General features: G+C 67.0%; 21 protein-coding genes. 2 read left to right on the top strand and 19 right to left on the bottom strand.

What is annotated here, in order from left to right; translation table 11 throughout:
• Positions 1-6 precede the first annotated feature (6 nt).
• From raiA to HOP12_01870, 8 genes are all read right to left on the bottom strand, one after another.
• On the bottom strand, positions 7-414 hold the full coding sequence (raiA, locus tag HOP12_01905; protein ID NOT32904.1) for a ribosome-associated translation inhibitor RaiA: 408 nt from the start codon (positions 412-414) through the stop codon (positions 7-9).
• A gap of 40 nt (positions 415-454) precedes the next feature.
• Complete coding sequence (gene rpoN / locus HOP12_01900) at positions 455-1,885, bottom strand: RNA polymerase factor sigma-54 (protein ID NOT32903.1); 1,431 nt, start codon at positions 1,883-1,885, stop codon at positions 455-457.
• Positions 1,886-1,907: 22 nt separating this feature from the next.
• The gene (gene lptB, locus HOP12_01895; GenBank protein ID NOT32902.1) at positions 1,908-2,690 is read right to left on the bottom strand and encodes an LPS export ABC transporter ATP-binding protein; all 783 of its coding nucleotides are present in this window, start codon (positions 2,688-2,690) and stop codon (positions 1,908-1,910) included.
• A complete protein-coding gene (gene lptC / locus HOP12_01890) occupies positions 2,687-3,292 on the bottom strand; it encodes an LPS export ABC transporter periplasmic protein LptC (protein ID NOT32901.1) in 606 nt (201 codons plus the stop codon). Before lptC ends, lptB begins: the two co-directional genes overlap by 4 nt.
• Before the next feature lie 191 nt (positions 3,293-3,483).
• The gene (locus tag HOP12_01885) at positions 3,484-4,446 is read right to left on the bottom strand and encodes a KpsF/GutQ family sugar-phosphate isomerase (protein ID NOT32900.1); all 963 of its coding nucleotides are present in this window, start codon (positions 4,444-4,446) and stop codon (positions 3,484-3,486) included.
• 8 nt (positions 4,447-4,454) lie between these two features.
• A complete protein-coding gene (locus HOP12_01880) occupies positions 4,455-5,018 on the bottom strand; it encodes an HAD hydrolase family protein (protein NOT32899.1) in 564 nt (187 codons plus the stop codon).
• Positions 5,011-5,832 (bottom strand): 3-deoxy-8-phosphooctulonate synthase, encoded by an 822-nt coding sequence (gene kdsA, locus HOP12_01875; protein ID NOT32898.1) that lies wholly within the window; start codon positions 5,830-5,832, stop codon positions 5,011-5,013. The genes HOP12_01880 and kdsA overlap by 8 nt, the downstream gene beginning before the upstream one ends.
• Positions 5,829-7,538 (bottom strand): CTP synthase, encoded by a 1,710-nt coding sequence (locus HOP12_01870; protein NOT32897.1) that lies wholly within the window; start codon positions 7,536-7,538, stop codon positions 5,829-5,831. Before HOP12_01870 ends, kdsA begins: the two co-directional genes overlap by 4 nt.
• Positions 7,539-7,852: 314 nt before the next feature.
• On the opposite strand from HOP12_01870, the gene HOP12_01865 reads away from it, so the two are divergent.
• Positions 7,853-8,929, top strand: coding sequence for a DUF4034 domain-containing protein (locus tag HOP12_01865; GenBank protein ID NOT32896.1), 1,077 nt, complete (start codon positions 7,853-7,855; stop codon positions 8,927-8,929).
• On the opposite strand, the gene HOP12_01860 is transcribed toward HOP12_01865, so the two are convergent.
• The 9 genes from HOP12_01860 to HOP12_01820 all read right to left on the bottom strand — a co-directional run bounded on the left by HOP12_01860 (position 8,926) and on the right by HOP12_01820 (position 16,924).
• Positions 8,926-9,147, bottom strand: coding sequence for a hypothetical protein (locus HOP12_01860; GenBank protein ID NOT32895.1), 222 nt, complete (start codon positions 9,145-9,147; stop codon positions 8,926-8,928). The genes HOP12_01865 and HOP12_01860 overlap by 4 nt on opposite strands.
• Before the next feature lie 2 nt (positions 9,148-9,149).
• A complete protein-coding gene (locus tag HOP12_01855; GenBank protein NOT32894.1) occupies positions 9,150-9,917 on the bottom strand; it encodes a succinate dehydrogenase/fumarate reductase iron-sulfur subunit in 768 nt (255 codons plus the stop codon).
• A gap of 43 nt (positions 9,918-9,960) precedes the next feature.
• Positions 9,961-11,784, bottom strand: a complete 1,824-nt coding sequence (locus HOP12_01850; GenBank protein ID NOT32893.1) for a fumarate reductase/succinate dehydrogenase flavoprotein subunit — start codon at positions 11,782-11,784, stop codon at positions 9,961-9,963.
• A gap of 19 nt (positions 11,785-11,803) precedes the next feature.
• A complete protein-coding gene (locus HOP12_01845) occupies positions 11,804-12,550 on the bottom strand; it encodes a succinate dehydrogenase (protein NOT32892.1) in 747 nt (248 codons plus the stop codon).
• 627 nt (positions 12,551-13,177) lie between these two features.
• Entirely contained in the window at positions 13,178-13,894 is a 717-nt protein-coding gene (gene kdsB, locus HOP12_01840; protein NOT32891.1) for a 3-deoxy-manno-octulosonate cytidylyltransferase, read from the bottom strand.
• Between the two features lie 25 nt (positions 13,895-13,919).
• Positions 13,920-14,852, bottom strand: coding sequence for a malate dehydrogenase (mdh, locus tag HOP12_01835; protein ID NOT32890.1), 933 nt, complete (start codon positions 14,850-14,852; stop codon positions 13,920-13,922).
• A gap of 136 nt (positions 14,853-14,988) precedes the next feature.
• Entirely contained in the window at positions 14,989-15,258 is a 270-nt protein-coding gene (gene rpmA / locus HOP12_01830; GenBank protein NOT32889.1) for a 50S ribosomal protein L27, read from the bottom strand.
• 9 nt (positions 15,259-15,267) lie between these two features.
• Positions 15,268-15,579: a 50S ribosomal protein L21 gene (gene rplU / locus HOP12_01825; protein NOT32888.1), complete on the bottom strand. Its 312-nt coding sequence runs from the start codon at positions 15,577-15,579 to the stop codon at positions 15,268-15,270.
• A 160-nt stretch (positions 15,580-15,739) separates the two neighbouring features.
• Positions 15,740-16,924: an FAD-binding oxidoreductase gene (locus HOP12_01820; GenBank protein NOT32887.1), complete on the bottom strand. Its 1,185-nt coding sequence runs from the start codon at positions 16,922-16,924 to the stop codon at positions 15,740-15,742.
• A gap of 62 nt (positions 16,925-16,986) precedes the next feature.
• Between HOP12_01820 and HOP12_01815 the strand changes: the two genes are divergently transcribed.
• Complete coding sequence (locus HOP12_01815) at positions 16,987-17,589, top strand: hypothetical protein (protein NOT32886.1); 603 nt, start codon at positions 16,987-16,989, stop codon at positions 17,587-17,589.
• Between the two features lie 55 nt (positions 17,590-17,644).
• Here the strand turns inward: HOP12_01815 and HOP12_01810 are convergent, their stop codons facing one another.
• Both HOP12_01810 and HOP12_01805 read right to left on the bottom strand, forming a co-directional pair.
• Complete coding sequence (locus HOP12_01810; protein NOT32885.1) at positions 17,645-20,128, bottom strand: T9SS type A sorting domain-containing protein; 2,484 nt, start codon at positions 20,126-20,128, stop codon at positions 17,645-17,647.
• A 47-nt stretch (positions 20,129-20,175) separates the two neighbouring features.
• A complete protein-coding gene (locus HOP12_01805; GenBank protein ID NOT32884.1) occupies positions 20,176-22,167 on the bottom strand; it encodes a hypothetical protein in 1,992 nt (663 codons plus the stop codon).
• Positions 22,168-22,383: the final 216 nt, after the last annotated feature.

Below are 22,383 nucleotides of genomic sequence, written 5' to 3'. Positions count from 1 at the left end.
GAGACCTCAATCCTCCGCCGGTTGGCCGTCGAGCCAGTCGAACGGCTCCTCGGCATCCGGGCGTGCACCGTCGCTCGGTTCGTCGGCGATGCGCACGTGCTCGGTACGCCGATGGTCCACGGCGCGGTCCTTCAAGCGTCGCAGCCGTTCCTCGAGCTTGGATGCCGCCAGATCGATCGCGACCCGTGCTTCGTCGGCCTGCTCGCGGCTCACCAGTTCGCGACGCCCGACCCTCAACGTCACCTCGGCGGTGTAGCCGTGCTTTTCGGCCGTGACAATCAGGTGCAATTCGTCGCTCTGAACCCGGTTGCGGCCCCACACCAGAAACTTCGTGAGGCGGTCGAGGCGCTCCTGTGCGTGGGAGCGCTCGGGCGATTCGAGTGTGAAGTGGCGTGCGGTGGTCGTGACATGCATGGCGGAACCTCCGAAAGCTGCGGCCGGGTCGGCATCGGGCTCAGGCCACGCGGCGCCGAAAACGCGCCGGCAGGATGCTCAGCTGCTCACGGTACTTGGCCACGGTCCGACGCGCGATCTTGAGCCCTTTCTCGTGCAGCAGCTCGGCGATGCGCTGATCGGAAAGCGGGTCCTTCTTGTCCTCCTCGTCGATGAGCGTCTTGATGATGTCCTTGGCGGTTCGCGCCGAGACATCTTCTCCGTCCTCGGTTTCGAGGCCACTCGAGAAGAAGAACTTCAACTCGAAGACGCCGCGGGGCGTCTGCACGTACTTGCCGCTGCACACCCGGCTCACGGTGGACTCGTGCATGTCGATCTGGCGCGCCACCTGCTGCAGCGTGAGCGGACGCAGGAACGCGATGCCCTTGTCGAAGAACTCGCGCTGCTCGCGGATGATGCAGTTCATCACTTTGATCATGGTGCGACGGCGCTGTTCGATGGTCTGGATCAGCCACCGCGCGGAATTGAGCTTGGTCTGAATGTACTCGCGGGTCTTGGCGCCCTCCGAATCACGCGGCGCGGACTTCTTGTCGCGCAGCACACTCTCGTAGGCGGAGGAGATCCGAAGGCGCGGGACGTTGCGGTCGTTGAGCAGCACCACGTATTCCTCGTCGACACGCTCGACCAGCAGGTCCGGCACCACGTAGCGCGGATCGTCATCCGAAACCTGGAGGCCCGGACGCGGATTGAGGGTCGCCACCGCGTCGGCCGCCGTCTGCACCTCCTCGACCGACACCTTGAGCTGGCGTGAGATCTCGGGAAACCGGCGGTTCACGAGGTTGTCGAACTGGTCGTGGATGAGCTGCCAGGTCAGCGTGCCCTTGTCGCTGCGCGTCTCGAGCTGGATCAGCAGGCACTCGCGCAGGTCGCGCGCCCCCACCCCGGCGGGCTCCAGCGCCTGGATCACCTGGAGGACCGATTCGACTTCGACGACGGTGCGGCCGGTCGCGGTCGCAATGTCTTCGGGGATCGCCATGAGATAGCCACGGTCGTCGAGCGAGCCGACGATGAATTCGGCGATCAGGATCTGTTCGGGCTTGAGGCTCAGGAAGCTCAACTGCTCGAGCAGGCTCTCGGCCAGCGAGGTCCGGGTGACCTGAACCTTCTCGAGAAACTCCGGATTCGACTCGGACGGCGGCACGTAGGTGCGGTCGAACGAGCCGTCCTGCATGTATTCCGTCCAGTCGACCTGGTCTTCCTCGTTCGGATCGCCGGCTTCCTCGTTGTCCTTCTCGTCGTTCGAATCTTCGGCTGCGTTGTCCTCGCTCTCGGTCACTTCGTCGACCTCTTCGAGCATGGGGTTCTGCATGATTTCCTGCTTGAGGATCTGCTGGAGCTCCAGAGTCGGCACCTGCAGGAGCTTGAGCGCCTGCTGCAGGCGCTGGGTCATGATCAGCGCCGGCCGTTGCGACAACTGGAGGGAGTGCTTCATTTCCATGATGACGTACTCCGATTCACAGCGAGAACCGCTCGCCGAGGTAGATCTGACGAGCCCGTGGATCGTTCGCAAGCTCTTCGGCCGATCCCTGCAGCAGGATGCGACCCTCGTACATGATGTAGGCGCGATCGGTGATGCGCAGCGTCTCGCGCACGTTGTGATCGGTGATCAGTACCCCGAGTCCGCGCTCGCGTAACCGCTTGACGACGTCCTGGATCTCGGCCACCGCGATCGGATCGATGCCGACGAATGGTTCGTCGAGCAGCATGAACTGCGGCTGGCGGGCCAGCGCGCGTGTGATCTCGACGCGGCGCCGCTCGCCTCCCGACAACTTGTGAGCATGCCGGTCGGACAGGTGCGTCAGATTGAGGTCGTCGAGGAGCGTCGCGAGGCGCGCCTCGCGGTCCGCGCGGCTCATCTTCATGGTCTCGAGCACCGCGAGCACGTTGTCGCGCACGCTCAGCCGCCGAAAGATGCTGGGCTCCTGCGCCAGGTAGCCGAGCCCCATGCGGGCGCGCTGGTAGACCGGTGCGTCGGTGATGTCGCGATCGTCGAGCAGGATGCGACCGCGCGTCGGTCGCAACAATCCGACGATCATGTAGAACGAGGTCGTCTTGCCGGCGCCGTTCGGCCCCAGCAGCCCGACCACCTCACCGGGTCGCACGTGGATCGACACGTCGTCCACCACCCGCCACTTGCCGTAGTAGCGCTCGAGATTCTCGGCCACCAGACCGCTGCCGAGCGGCGCGCGGACGGGTGCGTCGGCTGACGACGGCGCGATCGCGGGTCCCGCGCTCATCGCGGCCCCTCACTGATGCCGCCGCCCGACTGAGTCCGGACCACCGCCTTGACCTCGCGCTTGAACTCGTAGTGCTCGAGGTTCGGATCGCTCTCGAATCCGTAGCCGGTGAGCACGTTGCCGCGCCGTTCGATCCGCACGAAACGGTCCGAGAAGATCTTCTGCGAGTCGTTGTCGAATCGCAGCTCCTCGGTCGTCATGCGCGTGCCCTCGGTGGTCTGCATGACCACGTGACCGCGGGCGATCATGTCGTGAGCGACCTGATGCAGTTCGCCTTCGTCGGCGGTCAGCGTCGAGGTGCGCTTGCCGTCGCGGCCGAAGAAGTCGACACGCACCACGCGTCCCGCGATCAGCGCACGTGCGTTGTAGATTGCAGCGCTCTGGGCGTAGAGCTTCCACTGGATCGCGCCGGCGTCGGTCTCGTCGACCGAGAAGTCGCTCACTTCCTGGTCGGGAAGCTCGGCCGAGGCGGCGCCGGTTCGGGCCGTGCGTTCGTGCCCGCAGCCCGCCAGCAGCGTCAGCCCGAGCACGGCCAGACACGCGATCCCAAACCACGGGAAACGCGGTGCACGAGCTTGGAAGGGCCGGTCCTGACGAGGCATCGAGATCCTCTTCTTGCGCGACGATCGCACGCTAACAGACGACTCAGGCACCGGCAAGCACACGGTGTGCCATCAATTCGTTCCATGGTTATCGGCCTGAGCCACGCGGACTTGACGCTCGCGAATCACGCCTGTCGATGGTTGGACGACGTGTCGAGGCTCGGAGCAGGGGCCGGCACGTACGCGCGAAACTAGGCGCCGGCTCGCAGGCAGTCGTGCAGGTGCAGCACGCCGACCGGACGACGCTCCTCGTCGACGACCACCAGCGCGGTGATCGGGCCCTGCGGACGTTCCTCCATGGCGCGGACCGCGGCGGCCACCAGGGCCTCCGGCGCGATGGTGCTCGGGGTGCGCGTCATGACGTCGATCGCACGCAGCCCCCACGGATCGCGGTGCTGCACCAGGATGCGCTTGAAGTCGCCGTCGCTCACGAGCCCCGCCAGCCGGCCGGAGGAGTCGAGCACCGTCGAGACGCCGAGACGCTTGTCCATGATCTCGAGCATCACGTCTCGAAGGCCCGCCGACTCGGCGACCTTCGGCAGCTCGTCGCCCCCGTGCATCAGCTCGCTCACTCGACGTGCGGCCGCGCGACCGATCACGCCGCCCGGATGCAGGAAGCGGAAGTCCTCGGGCTTGAAGCCCCGGCGCTCGAGCAGCGCGACCGCGAGGCAGTCGCCCATCACCTGAGCGAGCGTGATGCTGGTGGTGGGCGTCAGGTCCATCGGACACGCCTCGCGCACCGGCCCGGTCACGAGCGCCACGCGGCTGCGTTTCGCGAGCGCCGAGCGCGGCTCCGTCACGATGCTGACGAGCGGAATGTCGTGACGCTCGAGATAGGGCAACAGCGCCAACAACTCCTCGCTCGCCCCGCTCTTCGAGAGGAACAATGCCGCATCGCCGCGCATGAAGAGTCCGGCGTCGCCGTGCAACGCGTCGGTGGGATGCAGGAAAACGGCGGGTGTGCCGGTGCTGGTCAAGGTTGCCGCGAGCTTGTGCGACATCAGCCCCGACTTGCCGACTCCCGAGACGATCACCTTGCCCTGACAACTCGCGAGCAGCTCGACGGCGGCCAGGAACTCGTCGCCGAGCCGCGCCTCGAGCCCCGCGACCGCGGCGGACTCGATCCGCACCACTTCGCGCGCCAGCTCGAGCAGGCGCTCGCTCACTCGATGACCTCGTAGCGCCTGAGCACGTCGTCCCAGCGCCCGTTGTGCTGAAGCAGCATCTCGACCGCCTCGCGAACGGCGCCGAATCCGGCGCGGGCCAGCGTGACGTCGCGCGCGAACTCGATCACCTGCGGTGCGGCGTCCGCGACCGCGATCGGCCAGCCGACACGCTTCAGCATCGGGACGTCCGGCAGGTCGTCGCCGACCATCGCACACTCGATCCAGCGCGCCTTCTCCCGGGCGAGCACCTTCTCGGCCACCGCGACCTTGTCCTTTATCCCGAGGTAGCACTCGAGTTTGAGATCACGCATCCGCGCCTCGACCGCCAGCGACGCGCGGCCCGAGATCACGATCGGGAGCAATCCCGAGTCGCGCGCCCACTCGAGCGCCAGTCCGTCGCGCACCCAGAAGTTCCGGGCATCCCCGTCGGCGCGCATGGTGATCAACCCGTCGGTCATCGTTCCGTCGACGTCCAGGAACAGCACGCGCACCGGTCCGTCCACCGGCGCCGCATAGCGCAGGTCGCCTGCACGGCCGCTCGGAGCGCGACGCTCAGGCATGGGCGCGCTCGCGCGCCGCTTCGTGCATGCGGCATGCTTCGTCGAGGAAGCGCTCGGTCTCCGCGAGCGGCAGCTGGGTCGCGGAATCGGAGAGCGCGCGTGCCGGCTCGGGATGCGCTTCGAAGAACACCCCCTCGACGCCGCATCCGACCGCGGCACGCATCAATGGGAATGCGAACTCGCGCCGACCCCCGCTGGTTTCGCCGCCCGGTCGCTGAAGGCTGTGCGTCGCGTCGTAGAGCACCGGCCAGCCGAAGCCGCGCATCACCACCAGGCCGCGCATGTCCACGACCAGGTCACCGTATCCGAACGTCGTACCGCGTTCGGTCAGCAGGATGCGCTCGCAGCCGCCTGCGGTCAGCTTTTCGATCACCTGCTGCATGTCGGACGGCGCGAGGAACTGACCCTTCTTCACGTTGACCGCGCGACCGCTGCGCGCCGCCGCCTGCAACAGCGAAGTTTGACGCGACAGGAACGCCGGAATCTGCAGCACGTCGGCGACCTCGGCGGCGGCGGCGATCTCGGATTCGTCATGGACGTCGGTGAGGATCGGAACACCGACTTCGCGCTTGACCCGAGCGAGGATCGCGAGCGCCTCGGCCGGAGGCGGACCCTCGAACGATCGGACGCTCGAGCGGTTCGCCTTGCGATACGACGCCTTGAAGACGAACGGCAGCCCGCGCGCCTCGCATGCTCGCCGCAGGTGCGAGGCGACTTCGAAGCACATTTCGGCATTCTCGATCACGCACGGGCCGGCGACGATCAGCAGCCGCTCGGAACCCGCCTCGGCAGCGCCGATCGAGAAACGCTTCATGCTTCCGACCCCGCGCCCCGACGCGTCGCACGGCTCGGCAGCTCGTCGTGTTCCTCATCGGACACGCGCGGATCATGGTGAGGCTGGAAATCGTTGTGGCCGAGTCGCGCCAGGCGGCGTTCCAGCGCCGCGCGCACGAAGTCGACGAACAGCGGGTGCGGATCGTGCGGGCGCGACTTGAGTTCGGGGTGGAACTGAACGGCCAGGAACCACGGGTGGTCCGGCAGCTCGACGATCTCGACCAGTTCGCGACCCACGCACTTGCCCGACAGCACCAGCCCGCGCGACTGCAGCTGGGTCGCGTACTTGTTGTTGAACTCGTAGCGGTGACGGTGACGCTCCTCGACTTCGGTCTTACCGTAAGCGCGCGCCGCGAGGCTGCCGGGCTTGAGCGCGCAACGATACGAGCCGAGCCGCATGGTGCCACCCTTCTCGGTCACGCCGGTCTGCTCGCTCAACAGATCGATCACCTTGTGCGACGCACCGTGATCGAACTCGCTGGAGTTCGCTTCCGGCCATCCGGCCACCGAGCGCGCAAATTCGATCGTCGCGACCTGCATGCCCAGACACAGTCCGAAGTACGGAATGCCGCGCTCGCGGGCGAATCGCGCCGCCAGCACTTTGCCCTCGATCCCGCGCTCACCGAAGCCTCCGGGGACCAGCACCCCGTCGAGCTCCGCGAGCTGTGCGGCCGCCCCCTCGCGCTCCAGGTCCTCACCTTCGATCCAGCGCAGTTCGACGCGCGCCTGATGCGCCGCGCCTGCATGGATGAACGACTCCATGATGCTCTTGTAGGCGTCGCGCACGTGCGTGTACTTGCCGACGATGCCGATCGTGCACTGGCGCGTCGGCTGCGTGACGCGGGTCACGAACGCGTTCCACGCCTTGAGTTCGGTGTCCCCCGCCTCGATGCCGAGCTCGCGCACCACCAGATCGTCGAGTCCGCCTTCGTGGAAGACGCCGGGCACCTCGTAGATCGAGCTCACGTCGGTCGCCGCAATCACGGCTTCCTCGGGCACATTGCAGAACAGCGCGATCTTGTTGCGCACCTCGGTCGGCAGCGGTGCTTCGCTGCGGCACAGCAGGATGTCGGGCTGGATGCCGATCTCGCGCAGCTCCTTCACGCTGTGCTGAGTCGGCTTGGTCTTGACCTCGCCCGCCGCCTTGATGAACGGCACCAACGTCACGTGCACGAACAGCACGTCGCGCCGATGCTCGAGCTTGAGCTGGCGAACCGCCTCCAGAAACGGCAGCGATTCGATGTCGCCGACCGTGCCGCCGATCTCGACGATGTGGACGTCGGCCTCGGAGGCAAGGCTCAGCGAGTGAATGCGGCGCTTGATCTCGTCGGTCACGTGCGGAATCACCTGCACGGTGCGTCCCAGGTAGTCGCCGCGCCGCTCCTTGGAAAGAATCGAGTCGTAGACCTGTCCGGCGGTGACGTTGTGGCTGCGCGTGACCGAGACTCCGGTGAAGCGTTCGTAGTGCCCGAGGTCGAGATCGGTTTCCGCTCCGTCGTCGGTGACGTAGACCTCGCCGTGCTGGAACGGGCTCATGGTGCCCGGATCGATGTTCAGGTAGGGATCGAGCTTCTGAAGCGTCACGCGTAGTCCCCGACTCTTCAGCAACAGCCCGAGCGAAGCCGCGGCAATCCCCTTGCCGAGCGACGACACGACGCCACCGGTCACCACCACCATCTTGGCCATGGCTCTCGTCTCCCATCCCTCTCGCGGAGGGTCCGCGATCCGGTCAGCGGCGCATCCTGGCCCCGACCCGCTCCTGGTCCGGCGTCACCCGCCCATCGGGTGTGCCATGCCGCGAACCGTGTGGCTCAACCCCGCAAAGCGACGCGCCGCCCCGGGCGGGTCAGCGCCCAGAACGGCGACGAGGTTCGATCCATGCACGCGAGGCACGGAAGCGCACGCTAGCACAGGGCGGCGGGGCGAGCGAGCGGAGTTCAGCCCGCGCCGCTTCTCGCCGAAAACCCACGGGACTTGCCCCCGTCCCGAAAGGAGTAGGCATGGGTCGCACCCTGCAAAAGTTCCTGCTCGCCGTATTGCTGCTGGCGTTGATCGCGATCGTCGGGCTTCCCTACCTGTCGCAATGGGCGGTGCGCTCGCTCGCCACCGGCGAATTCCGGCGCGCCGAGTCCGTGTGGCGCACGAAGTACGTCGCGCCGTTTCGAGCGCGTCTCGAGTTGCGAGCATTCGACGCGCTCGAAGCGAAGGCCGCCGAGCTGCGCTCGAGCCGCGAGTGCTTTCCGAGCGGGGTCGCGAAACTCGGCGCATTCTACGAGGAGACGTTCGGCCGACTGCCGCAGGAGCGAATGAGGGATCCGGATGCGTGGCTGCTGCACCTGGAGCGCCTGCGCGAGTGGGTGGACACGCGACCGGGCTCGATCACGGCGCGCGTCGCCCTCGCCCACGCGCTCATCGGCCGCGCCTGGGCGGCGCGCGGTGGCGGATGGGCATCCTCGGTCTCCGAGGCACGCGCGCAGAGCTTCGAGCACGATCTCGACGAAGCACGTCAGCTGCTCCTGAGCTGCGCTCCCGCGGCGCGTGACGAGGCCGAGTGGTACCGCGCGCTGATGAAGACCCAGCACGGCCTCGGCGATGACCCGGCGTATCGCGAGACCTATCGGATCGCGTTCGATCGCTTTCCCGAAGACGAGCGGTTTCACATCGGCATGGCCGGGCACCTCATGCCGCGCTGGTTCGGCCAACCCGGGGAGTGGGAACGGTTCGCCGAGAGCTGCGCGTCGCAACTCCCGGATTCGATCGGCGACGAAATGTACGTGCGCATGTTGGTCGACCAGGATCGATTCGCCTTGAACCTGTTCCGCGAGCATCCGCAGCTGTCGTGGGAACGCACGCGACGCGGAGCGGATGCGTGGCACCGTCGCTGCCCGGGCTCCACCCAGCCGATGAGCGCGCTCGCGCTGTTCGCGTGGCAGACGGGACACCGTGAGGACGCCCGACGCGCGTTCGAAGCGATCGGCGACACCCTGGAGCTGGACGTGTGGCACTTCGACTTCCGATTCGGCGATGCCCGCAAGTGGGCGCAGGCCGGAGTCCCGGCGCTCGCGAACCGCGACTAGAAGTCGTACTCCTGAATCGGTTCGCCCGCGCTCTTGGCCGAACGCAGCTTTCCAGGTTCGCGCGCGGTGAGCATGACCGCGCCGCACGCGAGGCACACCCGTGCGTCGACCGCACTGCGTGCCCCCGCTTCGGTCACGATCCCGAGCGCGGCACCCTCGAGAGTCGCCGCGGCGATCTCGTGACCGTGGCAGCGGACGCACTGCGCGGGCGTCGCCATGTTCAGGCTCCTGCGGCCGGAACGCCGCGGATGCGATCCCACACCCAGCGAAGCGGATCATAGTGGCGATCCACCACACGCTCCTTGAGCGGAATGATCGCATTGTCGGTGATGTGGATCCCCTCGGGACACACGTCCGAACAGCACTTGGTGATGTTGCACAGTCCCAGCCCGGCGTGGTCGCGCAGATGGCCGATGCGGTCGCCCGCGTCGATCGGATGCATCTCGAGTCCCGCGATGCGGACGAAGAAGCGCGGACCCGCGAACTGGTGCTTCATCTCGTGCTGCCGCAGGACGTGACACACGTCCTGGCACAGGAAGCACTCGATGCACTTGCGGAACTCCTGCGCCCGGTCGACGTCCGACTGCTTCCAGCGCCACTCGGCGCCGGCGCGCGGCTGAAACGGCGCAATGCGCTTGTTGACCTCGTAGTTCCACGACACGTCCGTGACCAGATCCTTGATGATCGGAAACGTCTTCATGGGTCGCACTTCGATCGGCGCATCCGGCTTGAAGTGGTCCATGCGGCTCTTGCACATCAGCGCCGGCCTGCCGTTCACCTCGGCGCTGCAGGAGCCACACTTCGCAGCCTTGCAGTTCCATCGCACCGCCAGATCGGGAGCGCGGTGCGCCTGAATCCAGTGAATCGCGTCGAGCACGACCATGCCGGGCTCGACCGGAACGCGATACTCGACCAGCTTCGATTCGGTCGCGTCGCCACGCTGGACTCTCAGGACTGCTTCGGAGGGCGTCGGATGCTCACCGCTCATTGCGTCACTCCGATCCGGTCGTGCACTCCGCCACCGCCCGCGATCACGACTGGGCGACCGGCGACTTGGCTTCGAACAGCGCCTTGAGATCCGCAGGCATCGGAGCCAGCGGAAGCGTGGTCAGCTTCATCGCGCCATGCTCGCGCACGATGCAGGTATTGAACTCGCTCGACGCCGGATCGAGATTCGGATAGTCGAGGCGCGAGTGGGCGCCACGACTCTCGCGCCGCAGCGCCGCGGAACGCGCGATCGCCTCCGAGACCATCAGCATATTGCGAAGGTCGCGTACCAGGTGCCAGCCCGGATTGAACAGGCGCGAACCCTCGACGGCCACGCGCGCGGCGCGCGCGTTCAGCCCGGCGAGCGCCTCGACCGCGGCCTCGAGATCCGAGGCGGTACGGAAGATACCGACCTGCGCCTGCATCAGGACCTGCAGCGCTCGATGGACTTCGAAGGGACTCTCGCCGCCGCTGCGGCCGAACGGGGCGAGCAGATCGCGCGTCTCCGCCTCGATCTCGTCGTCGGCGATGTGCAGCGTGGCGGTGATCGATGTCGCGTAGGCCGCCGCCGCGGCTCCCGCCCGCCTGCCGAACACCAGCAGGTCCGAGAGCGAGTTGCCGCCCAGCCGGTTCGCGCCGTGCAGGCCTGCTGCCGCCTCTCCGGCCGCGTAGAGACCCGGTACGTTCGACGCCGCGGTATCGGGATCCACACGGATCCCTCCCATCATGTAGTGCGTGGTCGGGCCGACCTCCATCGCCTGCTTCGTGATGTCGACGTCTGCGAGCTCGAGGAACTGGTGGTACATCGAAGGAAGCTTGCGCTTCACGCGCTCCGCCGGCAGGTAGCTGATGTCGAGGAACGCGCCGCCGTGCGGCGTGCCGCGGCCCTCTCTGTTCTCGGTGTAGATCGCGCGCGCCACATTATCGCGCGTCGACAGCTCGGGCGGTCGGCGCGCATCGGTCTGCTTGCCGGCCACCGAAGCCTCGAGCCAGCGCCGCGCTTCGTCCTCGGATTCGGCGTACTCGTGACGGCGGTTCTCGGGCAGGTACTTCCACATGAAGCGCTCGCCCGCGCTGTTGCGAAGAATGCCGCCCTCGCCACGCACACCCTCGGTCACCAGGATGCCCTGCACGCCGGGCGGCCACACCATGCCGGTCGGATGGAACTGCACGAACTCCATGTCGATGAGTTCGGCACCGGCTTCGTAAGCGAGCGCCTGACCGTCGCCGGTGTACTCCCACGAATTCGAAGTGATCGAGTACGACTTCCCGATCCCACCGGTCGCCAGCACGATCGACTTGGCCCGGAACACCACGAAGCGTCCGCTCTCGCGCCAGTAGCCGAGTGCCCCGGCGATGCGACCACCGACGACGAACAGCTTCGTGAGCGTGCACTCCATGTAGACCTCGAGTCCCTGATGCACGCCGCGGTCCTGTAGCGTGCGGATCATCTCGAGTCCGGTGCGGTCGCCGACGTGCGCGAGGCGCTTCCACTTGTGCCCGCCGAACGCGCGCTGAAGGATGCGCCCGTCGGGAGTGCGGTCGAACAGAGCACCCCACTGCTCGAGCTCCCGAACGCGATCGGGGGCCTCCTGCGCATGGATCTGCGCCATGCGCCAGTGATTGAGGAACGAGCCGCCCTTCATGGTGTCCTGGAAGTGAGTCTCCCACCCGTCCTGGGTGTCGACGTGTCCGAGGGCCGCCGCGATGCCGCCCTCCGCCATCACGGTGTGGGCCTTGCCGAGCAGCGACTTGGTCACGAGGCCGACCGAAGCGCCCTGCGCCGAGGCCTCGATCGCAGCGCGCAATCCTGCACCGCCCGCACCCACCACCAGCACGTCGTGTTCTCGAGTCTCGTACTTCTCCATGAGCCCTCTCGCAGGTTGCCTAGAGCCCGACGCCGCCGGCCGTCGAGAACAGTTGCTTGAACGTCATGAGGATCGGGTCGTTGAAGAGACCCATCGAGCACATGCGCACGTAGAAGTCGGCGAAGCACACCGCGAACAGGCTCCACCAGGCCCATGCCATGTGATGCCCGTTGAGCCAGCTCGCGCCCGACCACAGCTTGCGCTGCGACTCGCCGGCGACCACGCACGAGAAGCAGTCGAGGCGGCCGCCGATCAGATGCCGCAACGAGTGGCAGGAAAACGTGTAGAGCGTGAGAAACGTCGTGCTGGCCAGAATCACCAGCGAGCCGCCGCCGATGCCGAACGCTCCGTCGATGGTGAACGCGCGCACCACGTCCCACCACAGGAACACCAGGATCGGCATCGCCAGATACAGAAAGTATCGATGCAGGTTCTGGAGGATGAACGGAAACTTGGACTCACCCGTGTAGCCGGCGCCTCTCGGCTCGCCGACCGCGCACGCCGGAGGATCCGCGAAGAAGGCCCGATAGTAGGCCTTGCGGTAGTAGTAGCAGGTGGTGCGAAATCCCATCGGCGCGCCGAGCACCAGGATGGCAGGCGAAAACGGCCACCACGAGGGCTTGAGGAGCGGCGAGTAGAACGGCGACAGGTAGTCGCGGCCGCCGACGGTCAAAAGGTAGTGCTCGCCCTGAAGGGCGGCCCACGTCGCGTACGCGCCGAGCAGCATGAGGCCGAGCGCCTGCGAAACCGGTTGCAGCCACCACAGATCGCGGCGTTCGGTCGCGCCGAGAGGCTCACCGTAGGCGCGGCCCCGATTTCGCCGGGCCTCCGCTTCGGCGCTGGGAGTACCCACGCTGCCCGCGGCGCTGCTCCACTTGCGATCGCGTCCGAGGGACATCGACATGCCTCCCCACAAGTGCCGACGAATCGTCTGCATCCGATCTGAAGCGGCGGCAGACTATCACCGGCCAGGAAGTCGGCAAAAGCGACGTCAGCTCGTTGGGCCTCGATCGACCTCCGCGCGCCGTGTGGAATTGAGAGAGGCGGCCGGCTGGATGCCGCCCGCCTCGAACACGCGAGCACGCGCGCGCTCACTCATCCATCGCCATCGTCGTCGCTCGAAACGCGCGCACCGGACGGAGCCCTCGGACCGATCTCGGGGCGATGTCGCCGATGCGCCTGCGTCACCGCACGTGAAGCCGAGTCGATTCATGGCGATCCTCCCGGGTTGAGGCGGCGCGACGGTCGCGAGCAGGCTCCGTGGGGGAATTGGATCAAGCAGTCACGATGCCACGGTTGGTTCGAGGCGAAGGCCCTCAAAAGTCGATGGCTTGCCAGGCGTCGATCGTGCCGAGTGTCAACCAGCGGTTGACACTTTCGCGCCCGCCGGTTGTCACTGCGCGTCGGGACGTGGTCCGCGCCGCTCGAGTGCCGCCATCTGCTCAGGTGTGTCGATACCGGAAAACGGTCGCGTGCCGGTGAAGACGCGGATCTTGACGCCGCGCTGCAGCGCGCGAAGCTGCTCGAGCCGTTCGGCCAGCTCGAGTGATCCCGGCGACCAGCCCGCGAAGGCGAGCAGCAGCGCGCGGCGGAATCCGTACACACCGACGTGCCGCAGGGCGGGGCCGCCGCGCGATCCGGATGCGATGTCGGCGCGGCTGAAGTACACCGCATCGGAGACATCGTCGAGCACCACCTTGACCACGTCCGCCGAGCCGAACACTTCGGGATGCTCCTCGACGTGCGCGAGTGTCGCCATCTGGATCGAGACGTCGGCGTGCATGCCGGCGACGAGTCGCGAGACGGCGTCGGCGTCGAGCTCCGGCTCGTCGCCTTGCAGGTTGAGCGCCAGCTCGACCGACTCGCGCCGTCGCGCGACCTCTGCAACGCGATCGGTTCCGCTCGTGCAGTCGGGCGAAGTCAGCTCGACTGTGGCGCCCCACGTGCGCGCCGCAGTCGCGATCCGATCGTCGTCGGTCGCGATCACCAGTTCGTCGAGGCCCGCAACGCGACTCGCCCGCTCCCAGACGTGGCGCAGCATCGGCTTGCCCCACAGCATCGCGAGCGGCTTGCCGGGAAAGCGCTGCGCGGCGAAGCGCGCAGGGATCACGCCGAGCGTGCGAACGAGCACGGTCTTAAGCGCCCAGCTCCGCGATCATGTCGGCGACGTCTTTGGCCGACTTGGCGAGCGCCGCCTGATCGGTCGCCGACAGCTTGAGGGTCACGATCTTCTCGACCCCCTTCGCACCCAGCACCACCGGCACGCCGCAGAACATGCCCTTCTGGTCGTATTCGCCGTCGAGCAGCACCGAGCACGGCAACAGCCGCTTCTGGTCGGTGAGAATCGCCTCGACCATCTCGACCGCCGACATCGCCGGCGCGTAGTAGGCCGAGCCGGTCTTCAGGAGCTTCACGATCTCGGCACCGCCGTCTCGGGTGCGCTGAACGATCTGGGCGAGACGATCCGGCGCGATCAGTTCCGACACCGGAATCCCCGAGACCGTGGTGTATTGCGTCACCGGCACCATGGAGTCGCCGTGACCGCCGAGCACCATCGCCTGCACGTCGGCGCCCGAGACACCCAGCTCCATGGCGAGGAAGGCGCGGAAGCGCGCGGAGTCGAGAATGCCGGCCATGCCGATCACGCGGTGCTTCGGGAATCCGGTGGTCTTCCAGAACAGCCAGGTCATGACGTCGAGCGGATTGGTGACCACCACCACGATCGCATTCGGTGCGTGTTGCTTCACCGCCTCGGCGGCGGGCCGGATGATGTCGGCGTTGGCTTTAAGCAGATCACTGCGCGACATGCCGGGCTTGCGCGGAAAGCCGGCCGTCATCACCACCACGTCGCAACCCTTGACCGCGGCAAGGTCGGTTGCGCCGTCGATGCGTCCGCCCTTGTGCCACAGCGGGGCGGCCTGCTGCATGTCGAGCGCCTTGCCCTGCGGCATGCCGTCCATCTCGGGGCGATCGATCAGCACCACGTCGGCGAGCGCGCGTTCCGCGATGAACAGAGCCGCACTCGCGCCCACGTTGCCCGCTCCGATCACGGCGACCTTGTTCTTCACGTGTTCCTCCTTGAATGGGCGGGACGCCGGGTCCCGGATGATTGCGAGCGGGCGTGGACTCCGCTCCTAAACCGAAACGCCACGCGGTCCGGGACGAGAGCCCGAGGACGGCGTGGCGCGCGGATGTTGCGAGCGGTCAGTTCGAGGAAGGCGAGCCCGGCACCACGTGCACACGCTTGCGATCGCGACCGTAGCGCGTGAACTTCACGGTGCCGTGCACCATGGCGAACAGCGTGTCGTCGCTGCCGACGCCGACGTTCTCGCCCGGATGAAACTTGAAGCCACGCTGCCGCACGATGATGCTGCCGCACTCCACGACCTCGCCGCCGAACCGTTTGACGCCGAGGCGCTGCGCGTTCGACTCGCGGCCGTTCCGGGTCGAGGATTGACCCTTTTTATGTGCCATGTCGTTCTCCTACGCCTGAATGGCCGACACCTTGAGTCGGGTCAGCTCGCTGCGATGTCCGGTGCGACGGCTGAAGTCGCGACGACGCTTGAACTTCATCACGTAGATCTTCTCGCCGCGCGGATGGTCCACGACTTCGAACGCAACGCTGGCACCTTTGAGGTACGGCTTGCCGACCGTGATCGAGTCGCCGTTGGAGACCAGCATCACCTGATCAAAGGTGAGCCTGGCACCCGGCTCGCCCTTGACGCGCGGAACGGTCACGATCGCGTTCGGCTCGACCCGGGTCTGATTGCCGTTGATGTTGACGATGGCGTACATCGCTTCTCCTTGAAACGCTTGAGGTTCCGGCGATCACTTCGACCTGCCTGGCAACCCAGTTCGAGAGCTGCCCATCGCTCGCGGTGGACCCGTCGAGCGGGTGGGGAACGCAGGTTTGTACCACGCGCTTTCAGGGTGGGTCAAGGCGGGCGGCCGAGCCTCAGATCATCGCCCCGTCCCGAAACAGCGCGCCGCGCTCGAAGCGGTCGGGTGAAAGCGGCGAGACGTCGACGGTTTCGGCGCGACCCAGCCGAACGATCTCGGACATCGCCTTGCCGACCGCCGGCGACATCATGAGACCGTGGCCGCTGAAACCCGCGGCGACGTACAGCCCTCCCACCGTGTCGCACGCGCCGATCAGCGGATTGTGATCGGGCGTCATCTCGTAGAGCCCCGCCCAGGTCTCGAGCGGCTCGAGGCCGCGAAGACCCGGAAGCCGGCGCGCGAGTGCCGGCAGGAAGTCGCGGCTCCACCGGGTCGGATCGGGCTCGAAGTTCTCCCCCATCGGCTCCTCCGCGCGCGTGCACGCGACCACGATGGCGTCGTGCGCGGCGCCACGGTCGTCGTCTTCGTGTCGCCAGTGCACCCCGCTCGGATCGATCACCATCGGGAAGCGCCGCGACGCCCTCTCGGGCAGCGCGCAGCGAAACAGCGACTGGCGCTGCGGCTCGATCGGGAACTCGACCCCGAGCATCGCGCCGAGCGGCCGCGACCACGCGCCGGCCGCGATCACCACGTTGCGCGTCGCGATGCGCGTGCCATCGGCGAGCTGCACTTCGCGCACTCGCGCATGCTGACTCTCGATCGCGACGACCTCGCCCGTCCGGAACTCGGCCCCCGCCGCCTGCGCGCCGGCGCGAAAGCCGTGCAGCACTTCGTGTGGGTTCGCGTAGCCGTCGTCGGCACCGAACACGCCGAAGCGGATGTCGTCGAGCGCGACGCCGGGCACCCGCTTGGCGATCTCATCGAGTTCGAGTCGCTCGACCTGAGCGCCGAACAGCCGCATCATCGCGAGCCGCTCCTCGAAGTGCCGCGCATGCGCGTCGTCCGCGAGGAACAGATAGCCGCGCGACCGGAAGTTCGCGTGCGCCTCGTGCCCGTTGACGCTCATCAAGTCGTCGAACTGGCGCCAGAAACGCACGCTCCATTGAACGAGGCGGATGTTCACATCGGAACCGAACTGCTGGCGGACGCCTCCGAGCGCGAGCCGCGACGAGGCACGCGCGTAGCTCGGATCGCGTTCGATCACCACGACGCGTCCGCGCACGCCGTCCTCGCACAGATGCCAGGCGATCGACGAGCCCATCACACCACCGCCTACGATCACGATGTCGGCCGACTCCATGCGCGCTATTCTAGCGGCGACCCGGTCGCATCGCGATTCGATCCCTCACTCGAGGAGCCGACATGAAGCGCCTTCACGCCGCCGCCCTCTTCACGCTCGGCCTGCTCGCCGGCTGCATGGCGTCTTCTCCGCCGTCACCACCCGCTCCGTCGGGTTCCGCCGCCCTCCCACCCGAGTCACCACTCGGCAGCCCGTTCGCTCAGGCTGCCGGGACCGCGGGCGGCCGCTGCGCGCCGTTGCTGATCGATCGAACCGATTTGCGCATCGGGACCACCGTCCACTTCGACCGCATCCCGAGCCGCACCGAACTCTACGAACTGCATCAGGTCATGGGACTCGCACACGTGGTGGTGACGCTGCCCGAGTGGCCGGACGACTACGCGAACGTCGCGAGCATCGAGGGGTTGCCGCCGGAGTCCGACCTGATCGTGGTGCTGCCGGGTTACCCGGCTTCGCGCGCGCAGGCCGAGCAGTGGAACTTCGCGCGCAACGTGCAGCTGCGCATCGTGGTACTCGTTAAAGCGCCACCGGCCTCGTCGGTGACGCTCGAGGATCTGAATCAGATGCGTGCGCTCGAGCGCGTGATCTGCGAGATGGATCAGCCGTCCCGGTCCGGCTTCGAGCGGCTGCAGCGACCGCTGAGCTTCCGGAAGGTGATCGAGTAGTACCGCGGAAGGGGGAACGTGAGATCGCCGGGGACACGCGGCGATCGGGTCAACTTCAGTGAAGGACCACGACTCGCCGCACAATCGTCAATCCGCCGGTCGTGAGCTTCAAGAAGTAGCAACCATTTCTCATCCCGGCGGTCGCGAAACGCACCTCGTGAGTGCCGGCCCCGACAGTCTCCCCTCGCATTACTGTGGCGACGCGACGCCCCTGCGAGTCGAACATGTCGAGATCCACGACACTCGGCGCCGCCAGCACGAGCCGCACGATCCCCATGGCGTCGGCAGGGTTGTTCATCGCGAGCTCGACCGCCGCTCGCGGCCCGATGGGTTCGGGGTCTGGTTCGGGTTTTCGAGTCAGCGGTTGCGCCGCACTGAGCCGGACGAGCCCGGATTGAGGAGCCACGCCCACGTTCCAGAAGTGTCCCCCGGCGAACACGTCCACGTCGTTCGCCAACAGCGACCAGACGTTTTCGCTCACCCCCGGATCCCAGGACAGCAAGGTCCCGGTCGCCATGTCGATCGCCGCGAGATCGAACCGTCGCTCGCCGTTGACGACGTCGAAGTCGCCGCCCAGGTACAGCACGCCGTTGCTCGCGCTCATCGCGCGCACGATGACGCTCGTGAAATTGTCGCGATCCAGAACGACCGCTCCCAGGCCCGAGTCGACCAGGGCACCGGTGAACTTGTTCACGGTGGCGAATCCGCGCTCACCACCCCCCAGTTGAAGGTACCCGCCAAGCAACAGCAGATCCCCGTCCAACACCATCTCGAACACTTGGCCGGGCCCCGGATACCAATCGAGCAGCGCCCCGGTCGTGGCGTCGACCGCCGCGAGCCCTACCCGGGACACTCCACCGATGTGATCGAATCCACCGCCGAGATAGACGCGGTCCCCATCCACGACCATGGCATCAGCGGTGTAGTCGCCGTTGGGGTCCCAGGCGGTCACCGCACCGGTCAAAGGGTCGAGCTCCGCGAAGCAGTTGCGCGGCTGGCCGCTGATCCGTCGAAAGGTACCGCTCACGAGCAACTTGTCGCCGTGCCGCGCCATCGACCAGATCCCACCATTGGGATTGGGCGCCCAGTCGAGCAGTTCTCCGGTGCGCGCGTCGATCGCCGCCAGGTTCGCGCGTGGCTTTCCTCCTACCACACCGAATCCACCGGCGACGAAGATCCGATCTCCGATCCGCTCCACGGCTTTCACGCTGCCGTCGGTGTTCAGCGACCAATCGAGCGCGCGGCCGCTGCGAAGATCGATTGCCGCGAGCCCCAGGTGCTTGACCCAATCCCGCACGCTCGTGAAGTCACCACCCAGAAACACCGAGCTCCCGTCCGCTGCGATCGCCTGCACCCGGCCATTGGTTCGCGGCTGCCAGGTCGCGATTCGCTCCGCCGTCAGGGCGCTCACCGCTGCGGCGTAGTGCCCCTCGAAGTCCGGGCTGGTGTCGTCGCCGATCGTTTGGAATTGACCTCCAAAGTAGACGGCGTTGCCCTGCACGACCATGGCGTGGACATAGGGCATCCAGGGATGAGTGCCGTTGTAGCTATCGAGGCGCGGGTTCCATGGGAGCGCCTCGCCGGTCTCGAGGTCGACCGCCGCGAGGCTCTCGCGTGCCTGTCCGCCGATCCGATCGAACGCGCCGGCGACGTACAACCTTCCGCACGCCACCGCCAGCGCGCGCACCCGCGGGCCCGTGTCGTAGATGTACTCGGGCTGCCGGTCGATCTGGGCGTCGAATGCGGTGGCGCGACCCGTATCGAGATCGATCGCCGCGAGGTACTTGCGCGCGTCGGGTCCGACCCTCGAGAATCGGCCCCCCGCATAGAGCGCGCGATCGTGAATTGCGAGGGCCTCGACGATTCCCCAAACCACCGGATTCCATTCCGTTGCCTGGCCCGTTGTCGCACTGATCTCAGCGAGGTAGTAGCGGTCCGCTCCGCCGATCTGCTCGAAATCTCCCCCCACGTACACACTGCTGTCGCGGAACGCGAGCGCGCGCACCGCCCATCCGAGGGCCTGCGGAGCCCACTCCATGACCTCGCCCGACGCGAGGTCGAAGGCCGCCACCCGGCTACGGCTGGCCCCCGCGATCACTCCGAACCGGCCGCCGACGTAGAGCCGACCATGGGCCATGAGCAGGGCCCGCACCTCCCCATCGGGGCCTGGACTCCAGTCATCCACCGACCCGTCGGCACGAACGTGCGCGAGGTTGCGGCGCGGCAGCCCACCGACTCCCGTGAACTCCCCACCTACGTACCATCCGCCGCAGCCGTCGGAGATGGCCACGTGTACGACGCCGGCAACCTTCGCGTATCGCTCGTGCGGCCTGCCGTCGATCGGGTCCACCGGCACCCCGGCACCGCTCGCGGGGCCCAGGTTCCACGGAAAGCCCCCCACCACCAGCGTGTCGCCGTAGCGGGCGATCGACTCGATCAGACCTGCCCAGTCACAGGTCCACAGGTTCCCATCTGCGACCTGCGCGCGCGCCGAAGGCGTGCTGCACATCAGAAGTGCCGCCAGCAGCGCCGCCGCCACATGGCGTGCCGCGTCGCGGTGCTGTCGACTTCTGCGAGCGCTGGTGATCATCGGAGCAATGGAATGCGTACGACGCGGGCGCCGAACGGTGTCGAGAGTCGAGCGAAGTAGACACCGCTGCGCACCGCGTTACGATTCGCGTCGCTGCCATCCCAGGGGTGGAGCCTCATCCCGGCCTGCATCGTTCCGCTCGCGAGATCCGCGACCCTTCGACCAAGCGCGTCGAACACGCTCAGGGTTGCCGGCATCGAGGCAGGCAGCTCGACGCGGAGACTCACCCGCTGCCGCGTCGGAATCATGCTCGCGACCGTGAGCCGCGTCCGCTCGTGAGTCGCGCGGTGTGAGTCGTCAATGCCGGCAACGCTCGGATACCCGAGCAGGAACTCCGGTCCGCTCCAGAACATCCGCGTGATCGGAATCCCAACCCCGTCGTATGCGGCCATGAAGTCCACCTTGCCGGCGCGCAGGTACTCGGTGGCTACCCAGCCCCACATCGTCTGATCGGGCTGCAGGTCCGGGTGAAGGTAGGGGTAGAGCCGAGTCGGGGGGAACGACCATCGATAGGGGCTCTGCGCTGTTCCTTCACCGAGCGTCGTGTCGTCGAGCGCCACCGTATTCAACAGCCGGGTCGAGAAGATGATCGACCGATCGGGAGCGGCCGGCCCATCGGTGTACGTGAGACGCCACCGGGCCTGGGCCCACTGACTCGGTGTGGCGTGATCGGCATCCGGGAAGATGTGCGGCGATTCGGCGATCTGGACGCCACCGCTATGAAGGTGGTCGGTGGCGCGGTAGTAGCCGCGGTCAAAGAACGGTCCCGGCGAGCCAGGATTGGTCCTCGCCACGCCGACCACCGAGCGCCTCGACGGATCATGGCTATTGTTCCCCACCATCCACATGAACAGCCGACCGCTCCCGGCCGGGTCTTGCATTACGAACGGATCGCGGAACTGCTGCGGCGCACCGGTAGCGGCCCAACCTGTGTTGCCAGCGGTGAACACCTGGGTTCGTTGCGGCGACCAGACCGTGTTCGTCGTGTCGATGATCGAAGTCGTCACGTACCCGATCGACTGGTTGTCGACTCCATCGAGACCGGTGTAGTACATGTAGATCGTTCCGTTCAATTCGACGATGCTCGGGGCCCACACCCGACGCGAATCCCAGCCCGTGCCGCCGCTGGGCGAGAACGCGATCGACTGGGTCTTCCACGAGCCGGGGCTCAGGTCCGGCGACCACGCATGGCTCAGGTCCGCGTCGTTCACGGGCGGCGGATTGGTGTGAAAGTGTCGGATGTAGATCAGGTGGTAGAGACTTCGCCACACGTTCGGCTGCGCCGTCGGCACCGTGTTGTAGATGAATGCGAAGTCCTTCGGGTAAACGCTCGGGTCCGGGTCGACGTAGTAGGCCCACTCGGCGCCGAGCGGAGCCGAGTTCAGCACCACATCGCCCGCCAGCGGCGACGACGAAAACGTCCCCGACGAGCTCGCGATTTGGAGCGACGATGGCGGCAGCGCGCTTGGCAGCGTGGCTTCCGCTTCCAGGTTCGTCTCGCTCTGGCTCGTGATCGCCAGAAAGATCGGTGGCGAGCCGTCGGTCGGATAGGCCACCACTTGCGACGTGGCGTCGAGCCCGTAGCCCGACGCTCGCACGCGAAGCTGCGGCGAGCCGTGCGAATGAGTCACGTGCAGCACGACAGCAGGGAGCGGGAGGCTCGTCCCTCCGTTGAACCGAATCTCGGCCGACTGCAGCACGGCTTGGGAATCCGAGTCGGCGGGATCGAGCGCCACCACCTTCAGTCTGCCGCTCCCAGCACCGACCAGATCGAGCACCAGCCTCGCGGACCGGGGCGATGATGCTCCTGCACAAAAGTGCGCCGTCAGGAGATTTTCGGCCACGTCGGCCGGCGGTGTGAGTTCCGCGACCTCGGCGACCAGCGAATCGCACGGAGCACCCGCGGGAAGTGTGGCGACGAAGTGGAGCGAGCAATCCTCCGCGGCCCACAACAACCGCCAGCCCGACGGCAGCGACGGAGCCGCCACGTCGGCCTCAACCAGCGCGGTGCATCGGACCGCGCCGGCGAAACTCAGGTCCGTCGCGCCATTACTCCAGTGAAGTTGAATCGCCATCGCGGGGGGGGGGCAACGGCGATGCAGGCGAACACGATCGGCCATGCGAGGAGTTTCATGGTGCGGTCCCTCTTGGGCCCTGCGGCATGACGAGGCGCATCCGTCGGCGGCCCCGGCCAGGCGGGTCCT

This window comes from Candidatus Eisenbacteria bacterium, assembly GCA_013140805.1.
GTDB lineage: Bacteria > Eisenbacteria > RBG-16-71-46 > RBG-16-71-46 > RBG-16-71-46 > JABFRW01.
The sequence above is the reverse complement of the archived record's forward strand: the minus strand, read 5'-3'. Positions and strand labels throughout refer to the sequence as shown.